This window comes from Candidatus Margulisiibacteriota bacterium, assembly GCA_041650635.1.
Lineage (GTDB): Bacteria > Margulisbacteria > WOR-1 > JAKLHX01 > JBAZKV01 > JBAZKV01.
The window spans coordinates 1-15573 of record JBAZKV010000021.1; the positions used below are offsets into that span (position 1 = coordinate 1).

14 protein-coding genes are annotated in these 15573 nt (G+C 50.2%); all 14 read left to right on the top strand.

The features are described 5' to 3' along the window. Positions 1 to 400, top strand: a 400-nt coding sequence (locus WC490_06405; protein ID MFA5098236.1) for a hypothetical protein, incomplete at its 5' end; no start/stop codon positions are given. Between the two features lie 3 nt (positions 401 to 403). Further along, positions 404 to 1141: a FliH/SctL family protein gene (locus WC490_06410; GenBank protein MFA5098237.1), complete on the top strand. Its 738-nt coding sequence runs from the start codon at positions 404 to 406 to the stop codon at positions 1139 to 1141. A 13-nt stretch (positions 1142 to 1154) separates the two neighbouring features. Further along, on the top strand, positions 1155 to 2462 hold the full coding sequence (gene fliI, locus WC490_06415) for a flagellar protein export ATPase FliI (GenBank protein MFA5098238.1): 1308 nt from the start codon (positions 1155 to 1157) through the stop codon (positions 2460 to 2462). After that, positions 2462 to 4513 (top strand): glycine--tRNA ligase subunit beta, encoded by a 2052-nt coding sequence (gene glyS, locus WC490_06420; GenBank protein ID MFA5098239.1) that lies wholly within the window; start codon positions 2462 to 2464, stop codon positions 4511 to 4513. The genes fliI and glyS overlap by 1 nt, the downstream gene beginning before the upstream one ends. A 15-nt stretch (positions 4514 to 4528) precedes the next feature. Further along, on the top strand, positions 4529 to 5797 hold the full coding sequence (proS, locus tag WC490_06425; GenBank protein MFA5098240.1) for a proline--tRNA ligase: 1269 nt from the start codon (positions 4529 to 4531) through the stop codon (positions 5795 to 5797). Positions 5798 to 5843: 46 nt separating this feature from the next. After that, entirely contained in the window at positions 5844 to 6755 is a 912-nt protein-coding gene (gene glyQ / locus WC490_06430) for a glycine--tRNA ligase subunit alpha (GenBank protein ID MFA5098241.1), read from the top strand. Further along, positions 6756 to 7442 carry a hypothetical protein gene (locus WC490_06435; protein MFA5098242.1) on the top strand — a complete coding sequence of 229 codons (687 nt, stop codon included), beginning with the start codon at positions 6756 to 6758 and terminating at the stop codon, positions 7440 to 7442. After that, positions 7439 to 8185, top strand: a complete 747-nt coding sequence (locus WC490_06440) for a metallophosphoesterase (protein MFA5098243.1) — start codon at positions 7439 to 7441, stop codon at positions 8183 to 8185. Before WC490_06435 ends, WC490_06440 begins: the two co-directional genes overlap by 4 nt. Continuing rightward, positions 8172 to 9623, top strand: coding sequence for a DUF4127 family protein (locus tag WC490_06445; GenBank protein ID MFA5098244.1), 1452 nt, complete (start codon positions 8172 to 8174; stop codon positions 9621 to 9623). The genes WC490_06440 and WC490_06445 overlap by 14 nt, the downstream gene beginning before the upstream one ends. Then, a complete protein-coding gene (locus WC490_06450; GenBank protein MFA5098245.1) occupies positions 9620 to 10909 on the top strand; it encodes an FAD-dependent oxidoreductase in 1290 nt (429 codons plus the stop codon). The genes WC490_06445 and WC490_06450 overlap by 4 nt, the downstream gene beginning before the upstream one ends. Positions 10910 to 10942: 33 nt before the next feature. Then, positions 10943 to 12790: an ATP-binding protein gene (locus WC490_06455; GenBank protein MFA5098246.1), complete on the top strand. Its 1848-nt coding sequence runs from the start codon at positions 10943 to 10945 to the stop codon at positions 12788 to 12790. 2 nt (positions 12791 to 12792) lie between these two features. Then, positions 12793 to 13911, top strand: a complete 1119-nt coding sequence (alr, locus tag WC490_06460) for an alanine racemase (protein MFA5098247.1) — start codon at positions 12793 to 12795, stop codon at positions 13909 to 13911. 1 nt (position 13912) lies between these two features. After that, positions 13913 to 14245 carry an AAA family ATPase gene (locus WC490_06465; GenBank protein MFA5098248.1) on the top strand — a complete coding sequence of 111 codons (333 nt, stop codon included), beginning with the start codon at positions 13913 to 13915 and terminating at the stop codon, positions 14243 to 14245. Beyond that, positions 14146 to 15471, top strand: a complete 1326-nt coding sequence (gene dnaX, locus WC490_06470; protein MFA5098249.1) for a DNA polymerase III subunit gamma/tau — start codon at positions 14146 to 14148, stop codon at positions 15469 to 15471. Before WC490_06465 ends, dnaX begins: the two co-directional genes overlap by 100 nt. The last annotated feature ends 102 nt before the right edge of the window (positions 15472 to 15573 follow it).

The window sequence follows — 15573 nt, forward strand, 5'->3', positions numbered from 1 at the left end:
GCCTTCTTCAGATGCGATCAAGACCGTGCTTGATGAGTTTGCCGGATTTGTTGCCCTGCCGGAAGGACCGTCTGAAGAGAGGCTGCCCCCCTTACGGGAAGACTTTGTAAAGACAGACCAAGAAAGTCCCCCGGCACAAAACAACGCTTCGGACCAGGTCTTGTATTCGCATCCAAAAAAACTCGCAATGGCATTATCCTCAGAAAGAACCCCTGTCTGCGCCTATGTCCTATCGCTGATGCCGGCGGTGGCCTCGGCGGAGGTCCTATCTCTGATGCCGGAGCGCAGGAGAGAAATAGAGAGCCTTATGAGGGCGCTAAAAAAACCGCCCATAGCGGAGAAACTGGATGAGGAGCTTCTTAAGACCCTCGCCGAAAAAATGGAAAGAATGAGCGTTTGATATATGGCAATAATAAAAAGAACAAAAGTATTCGACAAAGGTACGATCGACCTGAAACAAGGTGCGTCTTCCGTTGGTTCTAACCGTGCTTCGTTTGCAGAGCAAGAAGAGCCGTTGCCGGAAAGCACGGACTATTCCGGCGAGGAGGTTGGTCAGGAACAGCTTGAAGCAAAAGCCCAGGATGTGCTTTCACAGGCCAGGGCCGAGTCTGAAGGCATTGTGGCTCAGGCAAGACAGGAGGCCGAGGAGATAAGAAGGCAGAGCAGGGAAGAGGGTTTCGAAGAAGGGCGGCGGCAGGGACAGCAGCAGGTGGACGACAATATAAAAGAAACCCTCGAAACGCTGAACCAGGCCGTCAAGGAAAGAAAAAAGATAATTAAGGATGCCGAAAGCGAGATCTTGCGGCTTTCGCTAAAGGTGGCGGAGCAGGTTATCCGTAGCGAAGTATCTCTCAACAATGATGTGATAATGAACATGGTGGCGGAGGCGATAAACAGGGTCAGCGACAGGGAAAACATCATAATCAAGGTCAGCAAGAATGACTTTGAACAGGTAAAGCAAAATAAGGAAAAGATAGCAGGCCTTGTGGACGGGATAAAGAACCTCTCTATTCTTGAGGATTCACAAATTGAGGCCGGAGGCTGCATCATAGAAACGAATCTCGGTTATGTCGACGCCAGGATAAGCACCAAGCTTTCGCTTATCGAGCAGCAAATGAAAAAGGTCCAGACCAGTGAGTAACTTTGAATCCCCCCTGATCGATTTTGAAAAATACCACAAGGCCATCGAGCGCTCGGAAAGTGTCAAAGTCATCGGCAAGGTCATCCAGGTGGTGGGTCTTATAATCGAAGCCCAGGTGCAGGGGGTCTCCATCGGTGACCTGTGCGTGGTAAAACTGGGAAACGAGGGGAATTTTACCTACAGTGAAGTCGTCGGCTTTAAAGAAGGCAGGGTTCTTCTTATGCCGCTGGGCACCACCTCCGGCATACATCCCGGGGCAGAGGTCCTTGCCGCAGGAAGACCTTTGTCGGTCAAAGTTGGGCCTTCTATCCTTGGAAGGGTGCTTAACGGGTTGGGAGAGCCCATCGATGATAAGGGGCCCGTTGTTGCCGACGAAGAAAGAGCTTTGGACAGCGATCCTCCAGACCCCGTCAAGCGGCCCAGGGTGACGGACATTCTCAGGGTGGGCATTAGAGCCATAGACGGGCTTCTGACCATCGGAAGAGGACAACGGATGGGCATCTTTGCGGGCTCCGGCGTCGGCAAGTCCACGCTGATGGGGATGATAGCAAGGAACGCCGAGGCGGATGTCAACGTGATAGGCCTAATAGGAGAGCGCGGAAGAGAGGTCAGGGACTTTATAGAAGAATCTCTGGGCGAAGAAGGCATGAAAAAATCCGTGGTGGTGGTCGCCACTTCCGACCAGCCTCCTCTCATAAGGCTAAAGGCGTCTTTTGTGGCAACAGCGATAGCCGAATACTTCCGCGACAAAGATATGAGGGTAATCCTCATGATGGACTCGGTGACAAGATTTGCCTATGCGCAGAGGGATGTGGGCCTTGCCACCGGGGAGCCTCCGACCACAAGGGGCTATACCCCCTCTGTTTTTGCCCTTCTTCCAAAACTGATGGAAAGGTCGGGTACCGCGGAGGTCGGCTCCATCACCGGTTTTTATACTATACTGGTAGAAGGTGATGATTTTAACGAGCCTATCTCAGACCAGTCCCGGAGCATCCTTGACGGGCATATAATCCTGTCAAGGGATGTGGCGGCCAAGAACCATTATCCGGCCATAGATGTGCTGCACAGCGTGAGCCGTCTTATGACCAACCTGGTGTCAGACGAGCACAAAGAGGCAGCTGCCAAACTCCGCGAGGTCCTGGCCAGATACTCGGAAGCAGAAGACCTTATTAACATAGGCGCCTATGTAAAAGGCAGCAATCCCAAAATAGACGATGCCATAGCCAAGATAGACCAGGTCAACGATTTTCTTAAGCAGGGGACCTTTGAGCAGGTGGAGTTTGAAGAAATGCTGGACCAGCTGATGGGGATCTTTTACTGATGAGCAACAATTTTTTACTGGAGATCGGAACAGAGGAAATACCTTCAAGGTTTTTGGAGGCGGTGCTTGCCGATCTAAAACGCCTGGCCGAGCAACAGCTGCAGGAAAGCGATCTGCAGTTTTCTTCAGTAGAAACGCTCGGGACTCCGAGGAGGCTTGTGCTTTTTATCCGCGGCCTAGAGGATAAGCAGCAGGACAAAGTGCTTGAGATAAAAGGGCCTCCAAGATCGGCAGCCTTTGACAAAGAGGGCGGTCTTACAAAAGCCGCGGAAGGTTTTGCAAAGGCACAGGGGATAGATGCAAAAAAACTCATTGTCAAAGACACCCAGTCCGGCGATTATGTTTTTGCCGTCGTAAAAAGGAAGGGCAAGAGCGCCGAAGCTCTTCTTAAGGAGAGCCTTCCTAAACTGGTGGAGCAGCTGCCGCTTCCTGTCTCTATGAAATGGGGCGATGGCACGCACTCTTTTATACGTCCTCTGCACTATATACTGGCTGTTCTTGGCAGTAAGCCTGTCAAACTGTCCTTTAAAGGGAAAGCGTCGTCCAATAAATCCAGGGGGCACCGCCTGCTGGATGGCAACAAGACCATCTCTTACAGCGGCTTGGCTGACATGGACCAGTTCAAATCCTTTCTGGCAAAGCACGGGGTGGTGCTTTCAAAACAGGACCGGCTTGAGCTGATCAAAGGGCAGATAAAAGACTTTGAAAAAAAGAACAATATAAAGATAAAGCAGGATTTAGAATTGCTGAACGAGACCGCCAACCTTGCCGAGAATCCCTCTGTTGTTGCGGGAAGTTTTCTTCAACAGTTCCTTCTGGTACTGCCGCAGGATGTTATTGCGACCGTGGTCAAAAAACAGCAGAAATGCTTTCCCTCGGACGGCGCAGCCTTCTTTTTGATAGTGTCGGACGGAGGGGAAAAGGGGAATGTGAAGGCAGGGTACGAACAGGTGGTCAACGCCAGGCTAAGCGACGCCAAGTTCTTTTATGACGAAGACCTTAAGAACACGCTGGATTCCATGATAGAAAAGACAAAAAAGATCACTTTCCTTGAAAAGGCAGGCAGCATGTTCGAAAAAACAGCCAGGGTCAGCGAGATATCAAAGTATATCTGCCACGAACTGCTAGATAAAAAGGATATCTGGAGCATTGTGGAAAGGTCCTGCAGCCTTCTAAAGTTCGATCTTTCTTCTCATATGGTCGGCGAATTCTCGTCCCTGGCCGGCATAATGGGAAGAGAATACTGTCTTGTTATGGGGGAGGACAGCCGTGTCGCAAGAGCGGTTTACGAACATTATCTGCCGAGGTTTTCTGGAGATGACACGCCCAAAGAGATCTACGGGGCGGTCTGCGGCATCGCCGACAGGATAGACACTTTATGCGCCTGCTTTGCGGCAGGGCTGATCCCCACCGGCTCCGAGGACCCTTATGCCTTAAGAAGGGCGGCGCAGGGAATCGTATCCATCATTCTTGCGATGGATCTGTCCGTAGATGTCGACAGGCTGCTTGACAAAGCGCTTGAGGCAAACGGAACAATGGACCCCGGACTTAAAAAGAAACTCTCCGACTTTATCGGGCAAAGGCTTAAGGCAGTGCTTGAGGGCGAAGGGATAAAGTATGACGTCTGCGACGCTCTGATAAACGGCGCCTCAAACCTGACCGAAACATATTGCAAAGCTTTTGTCCTTAACGGTTCGCTTGCAAACAGCCGCGTCAAAGGCATAATAATGTGCGCGGACAGGATAGGCAGGATAGCGGGGAAGGCGGAAAGCGGAAAGGCGGACACAAGCCTCTTTATCGAGGACGGGGAAAAGAAATTGTATTCCGCCTTTGTTCAGACAAAGGATCTGTTTAACGAAGCTATAGGTATAAAGCAGCAGGAGAAAGCGCTGCTGACCCTGGCCAATCTTACTCCTGCGGTAGAGGAATTTTTTGAAAAGGTGCTAGTCATGCATCAGGATGAGAACATAAGAAAGAACAGGCTGGCGCTTTTAAATGAATTGAACGGTTTATATTTGCGGTTTGCTGATCTTGGAAAGATAGTAATTTAAGCGAAAAGGGAGAACATGAGATATTCACAGCTGCTGATCCCTACCTTAAGGGAAGACCCCAAAGAGGCCGAGGTGGTAAGCCACAGGCTGATGTTGAGAGCCGGCTACATAAGAAAGCTGGCCGCCGGGATATATACTCTTCTTCCTCTGGGATGGAAGGTCATAAGAAAGATAGAAGATATTGTCCGCGATGAGATGGACAAAGCGGGAGCGCAGCAATTGCTTCTTCCCGCGGTACAGCCCTCAGAGCTATGGAAAGAGACGGGAAGATGGGATGTTTACGGAAAGGAACTGATGAGGATAAAGGACAGGCACGAAAGAGACTTCTGCCTTGGGCCTACCCACGAAGAAGTGATAACAGACCTGGTGAGGAACAATGTGAGCTCTTATAAGGAGCTGCCTCTGATGCTTTACCAGATACAGACAAAGTTCCGCGACGAGATCCGTCCAAGGTTCGGCCTGATGCGCGGAAGGGAGTTTTTGATGAAGGACTGTTACAGCTTTGATGGTGATGATAAAGGGATGGAAAAAAGTTATGAAAAAATGAGGCAGGCATACCGGAACATTTTTAGAAGATGCGGGTTAAATTATAGAGAGGTGGAGGCCGATCCTGGCGCTATCGGAGGGGGGTTCTCGCAGGAGTTCATGGTAGTGGCAAGCACAGGAGAAGAAGAGATAGCCTATTGCAGCGACTGTTCTTATGCCGTATCAAAAGAAATGTCCAAGATAGAAAGCGACAATTCCTGCGTCAAATGCTCTACCGGGGTGCTTAAGATAGAAAGAGGGATAGAGGTGGGGCATATCTTTAAACTGGGCACAAAATACAGCGAAAAGATGAACGCTACCTATCTTGATGAGGCAGGAGCAAGGAAGCCGTTCGTAATGGGCTGTTACGGCATAGGAATAGGAAGGACAGCGGCCGCTGCCATAGAGCAGAACCACGATGACAACGGCATTATCTGGCCGGAGGCGATAGCTCCGTACAAAGCAGCTGTTATCCCGGTTAATGCAGCGGACCCGGGGCAGATGGAGGCTGCGGAAAAAATATATAAGGAACTATCGGACAGGGGTATAGAGGCCGTTCTTGACGACCGGGACGAAAGGGCAGGGGTCAAGTTCAAGGACATAGACCTGATAGGCATACCGTACAAAATTGTGCTTGGCAAGATGCTTAAAGAAGGCAAGGTAGAGGTGGCGGTAAGGAAGACGGGAGAAAAAAAGCTGATCCCGTTGGACAATGTTGCGGAAGAGATCAACAAGCAGGGTCAAGGGGTAAGGGTATAGTAGGGGGTAGTATAATAAATAAATGTCAAAAAATAAAAAACAATTTCTGACCTTTCAGGAGATAATCCTCAACCTGTCACAGTACTGGTCCAAAAAGGGCTGCGTGCTGCAGCAGCCCTATGATATGGAAAAAGGAGCCGGCACCATGAGCCCGCCGACCTTTTTCAGGGTGCTGGGGCCGGAGCCATGGAATGTGGCTTATGTGGACCCGGTCAGACGGCCCGGGGATGGAAGATATGGAGAGAACCCAAACAGGTTGTTCCATTATTATCAATACCAGGTAATTTTGAAACCTTCTCCTCTTGAGGTGCAGGACCTCTATGTTGACAGTCTCCGGAGCCTCGGGATAGAGCCCGAAAAGCATGATCTCCGGTTTATCGAGGACAACTGGGAATCCCCCACGCTGGGGGCCTGGGGTGTGGGCTGGGAGGTGTGGCTGGACGGACTTGAAATCACGCAGTTCACCTATTTTCAACAGTGCGGCGGTATCGATCTCAAGCCCATCAGTGCCGAGATCACTTATGGACTTGAGCGTATCGCAATGTACCTGCAAAAAAAGAAAAATGTCTATGACATAATCTGGAGCGGAGATACGACATATGGGGATATCCATCTTCAGGCTGAAAAAGAGCATTCCAAATACAATTTTGAGGAAGCCGATACCGCTATGCTCTCGCTTATGTTCGACAGCTGCGAAAAGGAGGCCGGACGCGTTATCATTAAAGGGCTGGTGCTGCCTTCTTATGATCAGGTCCTCAAATGCTCCCATCTTTTTAACCTGCTGGAAGCGCGCGGAGCCATCAGCGTTACCGAAAGGGCGCACTATATAGGCAGGATAAGAAAGCTTGCCAGGCTCTGCGCAAGGGCATATCTTGACCAGAGACAGGAGCTGGGTTATCCGCTTATCAAAGCCCCTCGACTCGCAGAGCTCGCTCGGGGTAAAGAAAGGACAAAATAAATGGTAAAGCTTCTTGATATTTTTGAAAAGAAAAAACTGACCCTGATAGTAAGCCTTCCGGATAATGATATTGAATTTGCCAAGGCGGCGATCGCGGGAGGGGCCGATGCCCTAAAGGTCCACTGCAATATCCAGCACAAGGCCAGCGGGGTGTCCTTTGGCAGTTTTGCCCAGGAAAAAGCAAGGTTTGAGCAGATATTAAAGATAGCAAAGATCCCGGTCGGCATAGTGCCGGGAGCCCAGGTAAAGCCCACAGAGGCAGACATGAAGGAAGCGGTCAAGATGGGGTTTGATTTTTTTGATATGAATGTCGATGACATTCCCGCCTTTATGCTGGGGCTTAAGAATATCACCAAGATCGCCGCCGTCGACGGCAAACAGTCCATGGACAAAGTGGTGCACCTTAAAGCCTCGCATATTGACGGGCTTGAGGCCGCGATCGTTCCGCATCTTGGGTACGGGCAAAACCTTACCGTGGGCGACCTGCAGTATTACATCAGCCTGGCTATTTCTTCCGCATTGCCGGTCATTGTCCCGACGCAGCGCCGCATAGAGCCTGACGAGATCCCCATCCTTGCGGATACCGGCGTAAAATCCGTCATGATAGGAGCTATTGTAACGGGCAAGACCGCCGCATCCATAGAAGAAGCCGCAAAAAGCTTTAAAGAGGCGATCGATCAGCTGTGAAGCATCTGGGGGTCCTGTTCATCTGTCTGTCCGTCCTGTGTTCCTGCGCTTTTGCCTTTTCCTTTGCTGTGATAGGTGATGTTCAGGGTAGTAACGATACATTCAGAAAAGCCATCGGCCTGATGAACCGGGACCCCTCGCTCCTTTTTGCCGTCAATACCGGGGACCTGACCCCCTACGGTACAGAGTGGGAATATAACAAATACATAAATGTTATGTCCGCGAGCAAGGTCAGGTTCTACAACCTTGCCGGTAATCATGACGATAAAAGGGGAGGTCTGGAAAGGTTCAGAAAGCATTTTGGCTCTCCTTATTATTCCTGGGAAGTAGAAGGGGTGCGCTTTGTCTCGCTTTATAATGCCTCACGCAAAGGTCTTGGCGGACAGCAATATAACTGGCTGAAAAAAGAATTGAAAGCCAACAGAAATAAGCCCAAGATCGTTTTTATGCACAAGCCGCTCTTTGATATATCAGGTTCCTTTCCGGATGAGGTGATGCTGCCTGCCTCACAGGCTCAGGAACTTATCTCGTTATTCGAAAATAACCGGGTTTCAGCGGTCTTTTGCGGACATGTGCACGGCTATGTGAGCGAAAAGAGAAGCGGCATAACCTATATTATTTCCGGCGGGGGAGGAGGAAGACTGCATCTTCCTCATTTTGCGGGAGGGTTCCATCACTATGTTAAAGCCACCTGGAAGAATGGCAGGTTGATCACGGAGGTCGTCAAAATTGCAGCTGAATAACAAGATAGCTTTGGTCCCCCTGGACAGCAGACCGTGCAACTCAAAATTCCCGGTAAAACTGGCAGCCGCGGCCGGATTTGATGTTCTTGTTCCTCCAAAAGAACTGTTGGACAACTTCAAAGATCCGGCAAACACCGCGAAGGTCATCGATTGGCTCAAAAATACTTCAGCGGCGTGCTCCGGCCTTATCGTTTCTTCCGACATGCTCTCTTACGGGGGGCTTATTGCCTCGCGTTCTTCAAAGACTTCGCTTGAGGAGGCAAGGAATAACCTGTCCTGCTTATTGCAGATAAGGAAAGACAACCCGGAGATAAAGATCTTTGCTTTCTCTATCATAACCCGGCTCTCCATAACAGCGGGGTCAGAAAAAGAGGCGGAGATCTGGCGAAAGCTGTTCAAGTCCGCTGCTCTCGCAAGGAAAGCGGAAGACCTTTATAGGACCGGGGAAGGTCTTCCCCGTGAGGTCATCGAAGAGTTCATCTCTGTAAGAAAAAGGAACCACGAAATCAACAGGGACTGTATTGAACTGGCCGGCAGCGGAGTGATCGACTATCTTGTGCTTGGCAAGGAGGATTCTGCCGCAGGAGGACTGCAGACAGGAGAGGTTGCTTTGCTGGAAAGGCAGATCGGTTCTGATGGTCTCAATGAAAAGGTCCTAATAATGAACGGTGCTGATGAACTTTCTTGCGTCCTGACAGCCAGACAGATCAACGAACGCTTCAAGGACAGCCCAAAAATAACCGTAAGGTATTCCTCAAAGAACGAGAAAGCGGCAGCGATATATGAGGATTCATATGTGGCCGATAATGTTGCGCAGCACATAAGCGCGGCCGGAGCCCTCATGGCAGAAAAGATCTCGGACGCAGATATTGTGCTGTTCATTAACCTTTTCGACGATAAACAAAAGGACCTGCTGTTTGAAGCGCCAAAGTTAAAGGAAGGGGCTCAGCTGCATCTTCTAAAGAATTTCTGCTCGGAAATAGTCATGGTAAAGGACCTGGGCAAGAAAGCTGCGGTTGCGGACATCAACTACTGCAACGGAGCAGATGTCCAGTTTTTGGAAACCTTGAGAAGCGTTTTTCGGCTGGACCTGCTGGATGCCTATGCCGGATGGAACACGGCCTCCAACTCTATCGGCTGTGCTGTTGCCCAGGCTGTTCTGCCCGCAAATAAACCCTTTTTGCTGGAGCGCTTTGTCGATGACCTTGGTTATCAGGCCGTTGTAAGACCTCAAATAAACAAATATCTGGAAGAAAATGGAATATCAAAATATGACCTTGGAACTGATGATACAGCCATCGAGACCATCACAAAACAAAAAATGGCTGACTGGTCCAAAGAGTTTTTTTCAAAATTGGAGATCGGGAACTGGGAATTGGACATTGCTCTCCCCTGGCCCAGAACCTTTGAGACAGATTGTGATATAATTTTGCAGTGAAAAACGACATCACGACGGATATCCTTGTCTGCGGAGCCGGCCCTTCGGGCATTGCGGCCGCCATCAGCGCGGCCAGGCTTGGCGCGGGAGTTGTCCTTGTAGAAAAATACGGCTTTCCCGGCGGCATGGCTACCGCGGGTCTTGTCAATCCTTTCATGGTATCTAAATTTGAAGGGCGCGACCTGGTAAGAGGGATTTTTGAAGAAGTGGTCAGCTCTCTCAGGCAAAAGAATGCCGCGCTTGACGGAGAATTGTTCGGTCAGCCCCACATAGTTTTTGATCCTGAGGTGCTGAAACTGCTGCTCCTTGAGCTGCTTGAAAAGGCCTCGGTCAAGACCATCTATCATTCCTTTGTCTGCGGCTCTATCATGAAAGGCGACGAGATAAAGGGCGTTGTTGCCAGCACAAAATCAGGAGATGTCAGATTATTTGCAAAAGCGGTGATCGATGCCACCGGCGACGGAGATGTTGCGGCCCTTTCAGGCTGCGCCTTTGAACTTGGCAGGGAAAAAGACCATCTTTGTCAGCCCGCCACGCTAAACTTCAGGGTGTCGGGAGTTGACGAAGCCAGAATGCCGTTAAGAGAGCAGATGGACGCGCTCTATCTTGAAGCAAAAAAGAAGGGCAGTACCCGCTCCCCCAGGGAGAACCTGCTCTGGTTCGAAACAACGCAAAAAGGGACGCTGCATTTTAACTCCACAAGGATTCCCAGGATAGACGGCACAGATGTATTTGACCTTTCCAAAGCGGAAATAGAGGGCAGAAAACAGGTCGAGAGCCTGTTCGAATTTCTCCGCTCAAGCGTTCCCGGGTTCGGATCCTCTTATATAAGCAGCGTGGCCTGCCAGGCCGGCATACGGGAAAGCAGGAGGATAAAAGGGCTTTACACTCTTACCGCCGAGGATGTAACCGAAGGGCGCAAATTTGAAGATGCTATTGCAAGATGCAATTATCCTATCGATATTCATGATCCAGGTTCCGGCAGTTCCACCGTGTTCAAGAAACTAGGGCCCGGCATCTTTTATGAAATACCATATAGATGTCTTGTGCCTCAGAAGATAAAGAGGCTGGTGGTGGCAGGCAGGGCCGTGTCTTCAACACACGAGGCCCTGTCTTCGCTGCGCACCATGCCTACCTGCATGGCGATGGGACAGGCCGCTGGAGCAGCCTGCGCCCTGGCTGTAAAGAAACAGATACTGCCAAAAGACATCGATGCTCTTGAACTGATCAGGGCCCTCAACGAGCAGGGAGCCGGCCTCAGGACCGGAAGGGACGAGACTCGTTGAACCTCCCCTGAGCGCGTGATATAATTCGCGTAAATGAACACATCTTTTGAGCAGCTCCGCCTCAGAGAGATCTATCTGTCGCGTCTTAGATGGTTAGTTCTTGGCTGGCTTTTTGTCTGGATCTTCCTTCCCCATGGAGCAAAGTTTTCACTGCCTTTTGCCGCGATAGCCCTGGTCCTTGGAGCTGTTTACAACCTGGTAGTGGTACTTGCTCTAAAAGCCCGCTACCGGATGTCCCTGTCCGCGCTTACCCTGACCGTTGATTCGCTGCTTATCACTCTTGCCGTTTTTGTTACCGGGGGAATGAACTCGGAACTCTGGCCGCTGTTCTTTTTGATCGCTGTTTCTTCGTCGATGATAGTCAATGTGACCCTCGGGGCCGAACTCCTAATCTTTATTGCGGCTCTGTATTTTGTAGGCACGATCGCTTCGGCGCAGGATGCTTCATATCTTCCGGTTTTTGCCGGGAGGATGATAGCTGTCGGGTTTGTCCTGCTGCTTGCCTGTTTTCTTTCCAATCTTGAGCGCAAAGCCAGAGAGCGGGCTGAAGCGGTTGCGCGCGAGAACGAATCCCTGCTGGAGAGGGTAAAAAAGTTCAATGAGGAACTTGAAACGAAAGTGGAAGAGTCAACTGCCGAAGTAAAGAGACGCTACAAACAGATGGAAATAGTTTACAAAATAGGCAGCGAACTGACCTCGGACATTGAACTGGACAAGGTTCTGGGCTCGATCATAAAAGGAGTTCAGGAAGGGCTTGGGTATGACAGGGTCGGTATTTTTGAGGTTGAGGAGGAAGAAGAAAAGATAAGGGGGCGTTTGGGAGTTGACAGATGGGGCAAGCCTGAGAATATAGAACACCAGGTCTATCAACTTAATGAAGATGGCAACAGCCTTGCTATGGTGGCAAGAGGCGAACTAGAGTTCTTTTTTACTGAAAATGCCCAGGCGGACCTCACGGATATACAAAAAAAATACCTCGAAAAAGAGGTCGGCCAGAACGCTGTGGTACCGATGAGATCAAAAGGAAAGGTCATCGGGATGATAGCCGTGGACAATCTCATTTCCAGGCGCCCGATAGACAGGGAAGAGCTCAATCTTCTTATGACCTTTGCAGGACAGGCTGCCGTTGCGATCTCCAACGCAAGGATAATGGGAAAAGAAAGGGCTGCCTTTGTTGAATTAAGGAGGATGGAAGAAGCCAGGCAGGACTTCCTTTCAAAAATGTCCCATGAGGTCAGGACCCCTCTGGCTTCCATTAAGGAATCCGTCGGCCTTATCCTTGACGGGGTCATGGGGCCGGTTGCCGCAGGCCAGGAAAAGTTCCTGAAAATAGCGGACCAGAACCTCGTAAGGATGGTAGCTCTTATCGATGAGCTGTTTTCAGCCGTAAGATCGGACTCAAGCAGGATCAGGCTGGAGATGACCCTTTTGTCTGTTTCTCAGATAGCGGGGGATGTTCTTTTTGAGCTGGCGCCGCAGGCGCAAAAAAAAGAGATCGCTCTTTTAAACGAAATGCCGCCGTCGGTTAGCAGCGTGCATGCCGACAAAGCAAAGGTGCATGCAGTTATACTAAATCTTGTCCGCAATGCCATCAAATATACGCGGGAGGGAGGCTCCGTCAGAGTTCTTTCTTATGAGGATGAGAAGGATGTTTTTGTGGAGGTCTGCGACAACGGCATCGGGATAAGCGCTGAAGACCAGAAAAAAGTCTTTGAGAAGTACTATAAAGTAGATAACAGCGCAAACAACCTCGAAGCCGGCGCGGGGCTCGGGCTTGCGATATCAAAAGAACTGGTTGAGGCCCACGGGGGGCGCATCAAGGTGGAAAGCGCCGGCCCGGGGCAGGGCTCAAGCTTCATTTTTTCACTGCCAAAAGGATAGATGTGGAACCTTTCAGACCTACCCGCGCAGAGATAAACCTGAAGGCTGTTGATAAGAATATCGAAAGCCTGCGCTCCTTTTTGGGCAAAGGCACCAGGCTAATGGCCATTGTAAAAGCCAATGCCTACGGCCACGGAGCAAAAGAGATTGCATTGGCGGCGGAAAAAGCCGGCGCCGATTATCTGGGAGTGGCCTATCTGGGCGAAGCTCTTGAGCTGCGCTCCTGCGGGGTAAAGACCCCAATCCTCATCTTGAGCGAGACCCCGCCGTCTTTTGCGGACCATGTGGTAGAGCATGACATTACGCAAACCGTCTACACCGTGCAGCTTGCGCAGTCGCTCAGCAGGTCTGCTTCAAGACAGGGGAAAAAAGCAAAGGTCCATCTAAAGGTGGATACGGGAATGGGAAGGGTGGGAGTGTTCCCGTCGGAGGTCATGGGCCTTCTAAAGAACATAGCGCATCTTCCGTTTGTCGAGGTTGAAGGCATCTTTACTCATTTTTCCTGCGGCGAAGACCTTGAGAGCGGATTTGCAAAGAAGCAGCTGGATTCTTTTATGTCGGTCCTTGATCAGACAAAAAAAGAAGGCTTTTCTATACCCATTAAGTACTGTGCAAACAGCGCTGCCGTTTTTAACTTTCCTAAAAGCCACCTGGACATGGTAAGGCTGGGCATAACCATGTACGGACTGTACCCTCCGGGGCTAAAAAGATGCCCCGTGGCGCTTCAAAAAGTGCTCACATTAAAAACAAAGGTCCTCTACATTAAAAGAGTCCCCAAGGGGACCCCTCTCAGCTATGGCGCCACATATGTCACCCAAAAGGAGACCTCTATAGCCACTTTGCCTGTCGGATATGCGGACGGGCTGTCGCGGCTCCTTTCCAACAGGGGACAGGTGCTGATAAGGGGCAATAGATATCCTATCGTGGGCAGAGTTACCATGGACATGACCATGGTGGAAACCGGAGATGATAAAATAGAGGTGTGGGATGATGTTTCGATCATCGGAAAGGACGGCAGCGAAGAAATAACGGCGGACGAAGTTGCCGGCCTAATGGATTCGATAAACTATGAGGTCGTGTGCGGGATAGGAAAAAGGGTGCCCAGAGTCTATATCAGATAAAATGAGCCATATATCCTTATACAGAAAATACCGCTCCCAGAACTTTGATGAGGTGATAGGGCAGGAACCCATAGTTACCACCATCAAGAACGCCATTACCCATAACCGGCTGGGACATGCCTATCTTTTTACCGGTCCGAGGGGGACAGGCAAGACCTCGATAGCCAGGATCTTTGCCAAAGCACTGAACTGCGGCGAGGCTATGACAGCTTCGCCCTGCGGAAAATGCGAGCAGTGCCTCAAGATCACCGAGGGCTCTGCCATGAATGTGATCGAATTGATGCGGCTTCCAACAGGGGTATCGACGACATACGCGACCTCAGGGAAAAGGTAAGATACAGGCCTGTCGAGGGCAGATATAAGGTCTACATTATAGACGAGGTCCATATGCTGTCGAACGAGGCTTTTAACGCCCTGCTCAAGACCCTGGAAGAACCGCCAAAGGGCACCGTGTTCATACTTGCCACTACAGAGCCGCAGAAGGTCCCGGTCACCATTTCATCCCGCTGCCAAAAATTCGATTTTGGCAGGATAGACCTTTCAAAGGTGTCCCTGCACCTGAAACAGATAGCAAAAAAAGAAAAGTTCGAGATGGACGAGGAAGCTCCGGCGCTTATTGCAAAGGCCTCCGAGGGCTCCATGAGGGATGCTATCTCGCTGATGGACCAGCTGGTCTCTTTTTGCAGCGGAAGGATAACGGTAAAAGATGTTGTGGCTGTTCTGGGGACCGCGGAGCCCGAGTTCTTGTTCGACCTGGGAGAGGCCATACTTAACGGAGAAGAAAAAGTACTGCTGGAACTTATTGACAGAGCAATTGCCAACGGCGTCAGCATCCCAAGGCTGACCAAGGACCTGATCTACCATTTTAGGAACCTGCTTCTTGTAAAGATCGGCAGCCTCGAGCTGGTGGAACTGGCCAAAGAACAGGTGTCCAGGCTTAAGGATTATTCGCAGAAATATCCTCTGGAAAGGATAAAGAAAGTGATCCGGGATGTTTCAAGAGCGGAAACAGATATGAAGTGGCACCCGAACAGCAGACTGGTACTGGAGGTGGCGCTTCTTGAATCTGCATCAAAGCCGTCAGCCGCCGGCCCTCAGCCCTCAGCCATAGGCCATAGGCCCTCAGCCATCAGCCATCAGCCTGAAGGCTTAAGGCTTAAGGCTGAAGAAAAAGAAGCAAAGCCCGCTGCAAAGATCACAATGAGCCCGTCTTCCGGGACCTTTGAGTTGGTAGTGTCAAAATGGAAAGAGATACTTGAAAAGGTGAAGTCAAAAAGCCTTTTTGGTTTTGTTTCCCTCTGTGAAGCAAAGCCTTCTGCCATTGACGAAAAAGGTGCTCTGGTCCTTGAGTTCAACAAAGGATTTGCTTTTCATAAGGCAAGGGTCGAAGAGGCCGATAATAAGCAGGCTCTAATGTCCTCCATCAAAGAGGTCGCGGGCATTGACATTAACATAAAATGCGTTCTGCTTGACGGAAGCGAAAATAAAGGCAAAGAAGAAGAAAACTCTATTTCGGTTGATGATATAATCGATATGTTCGACGGGAAGGTTGTTCTGTAGCTCCTCTTGTTTTCAATGTCCAATTCCCAATTGCCAATGTCCAATTGTCAGCCAATCTCCTTTTATTGACAGGCATCATCTTTTTGGTGTCTTTTTGGGTGT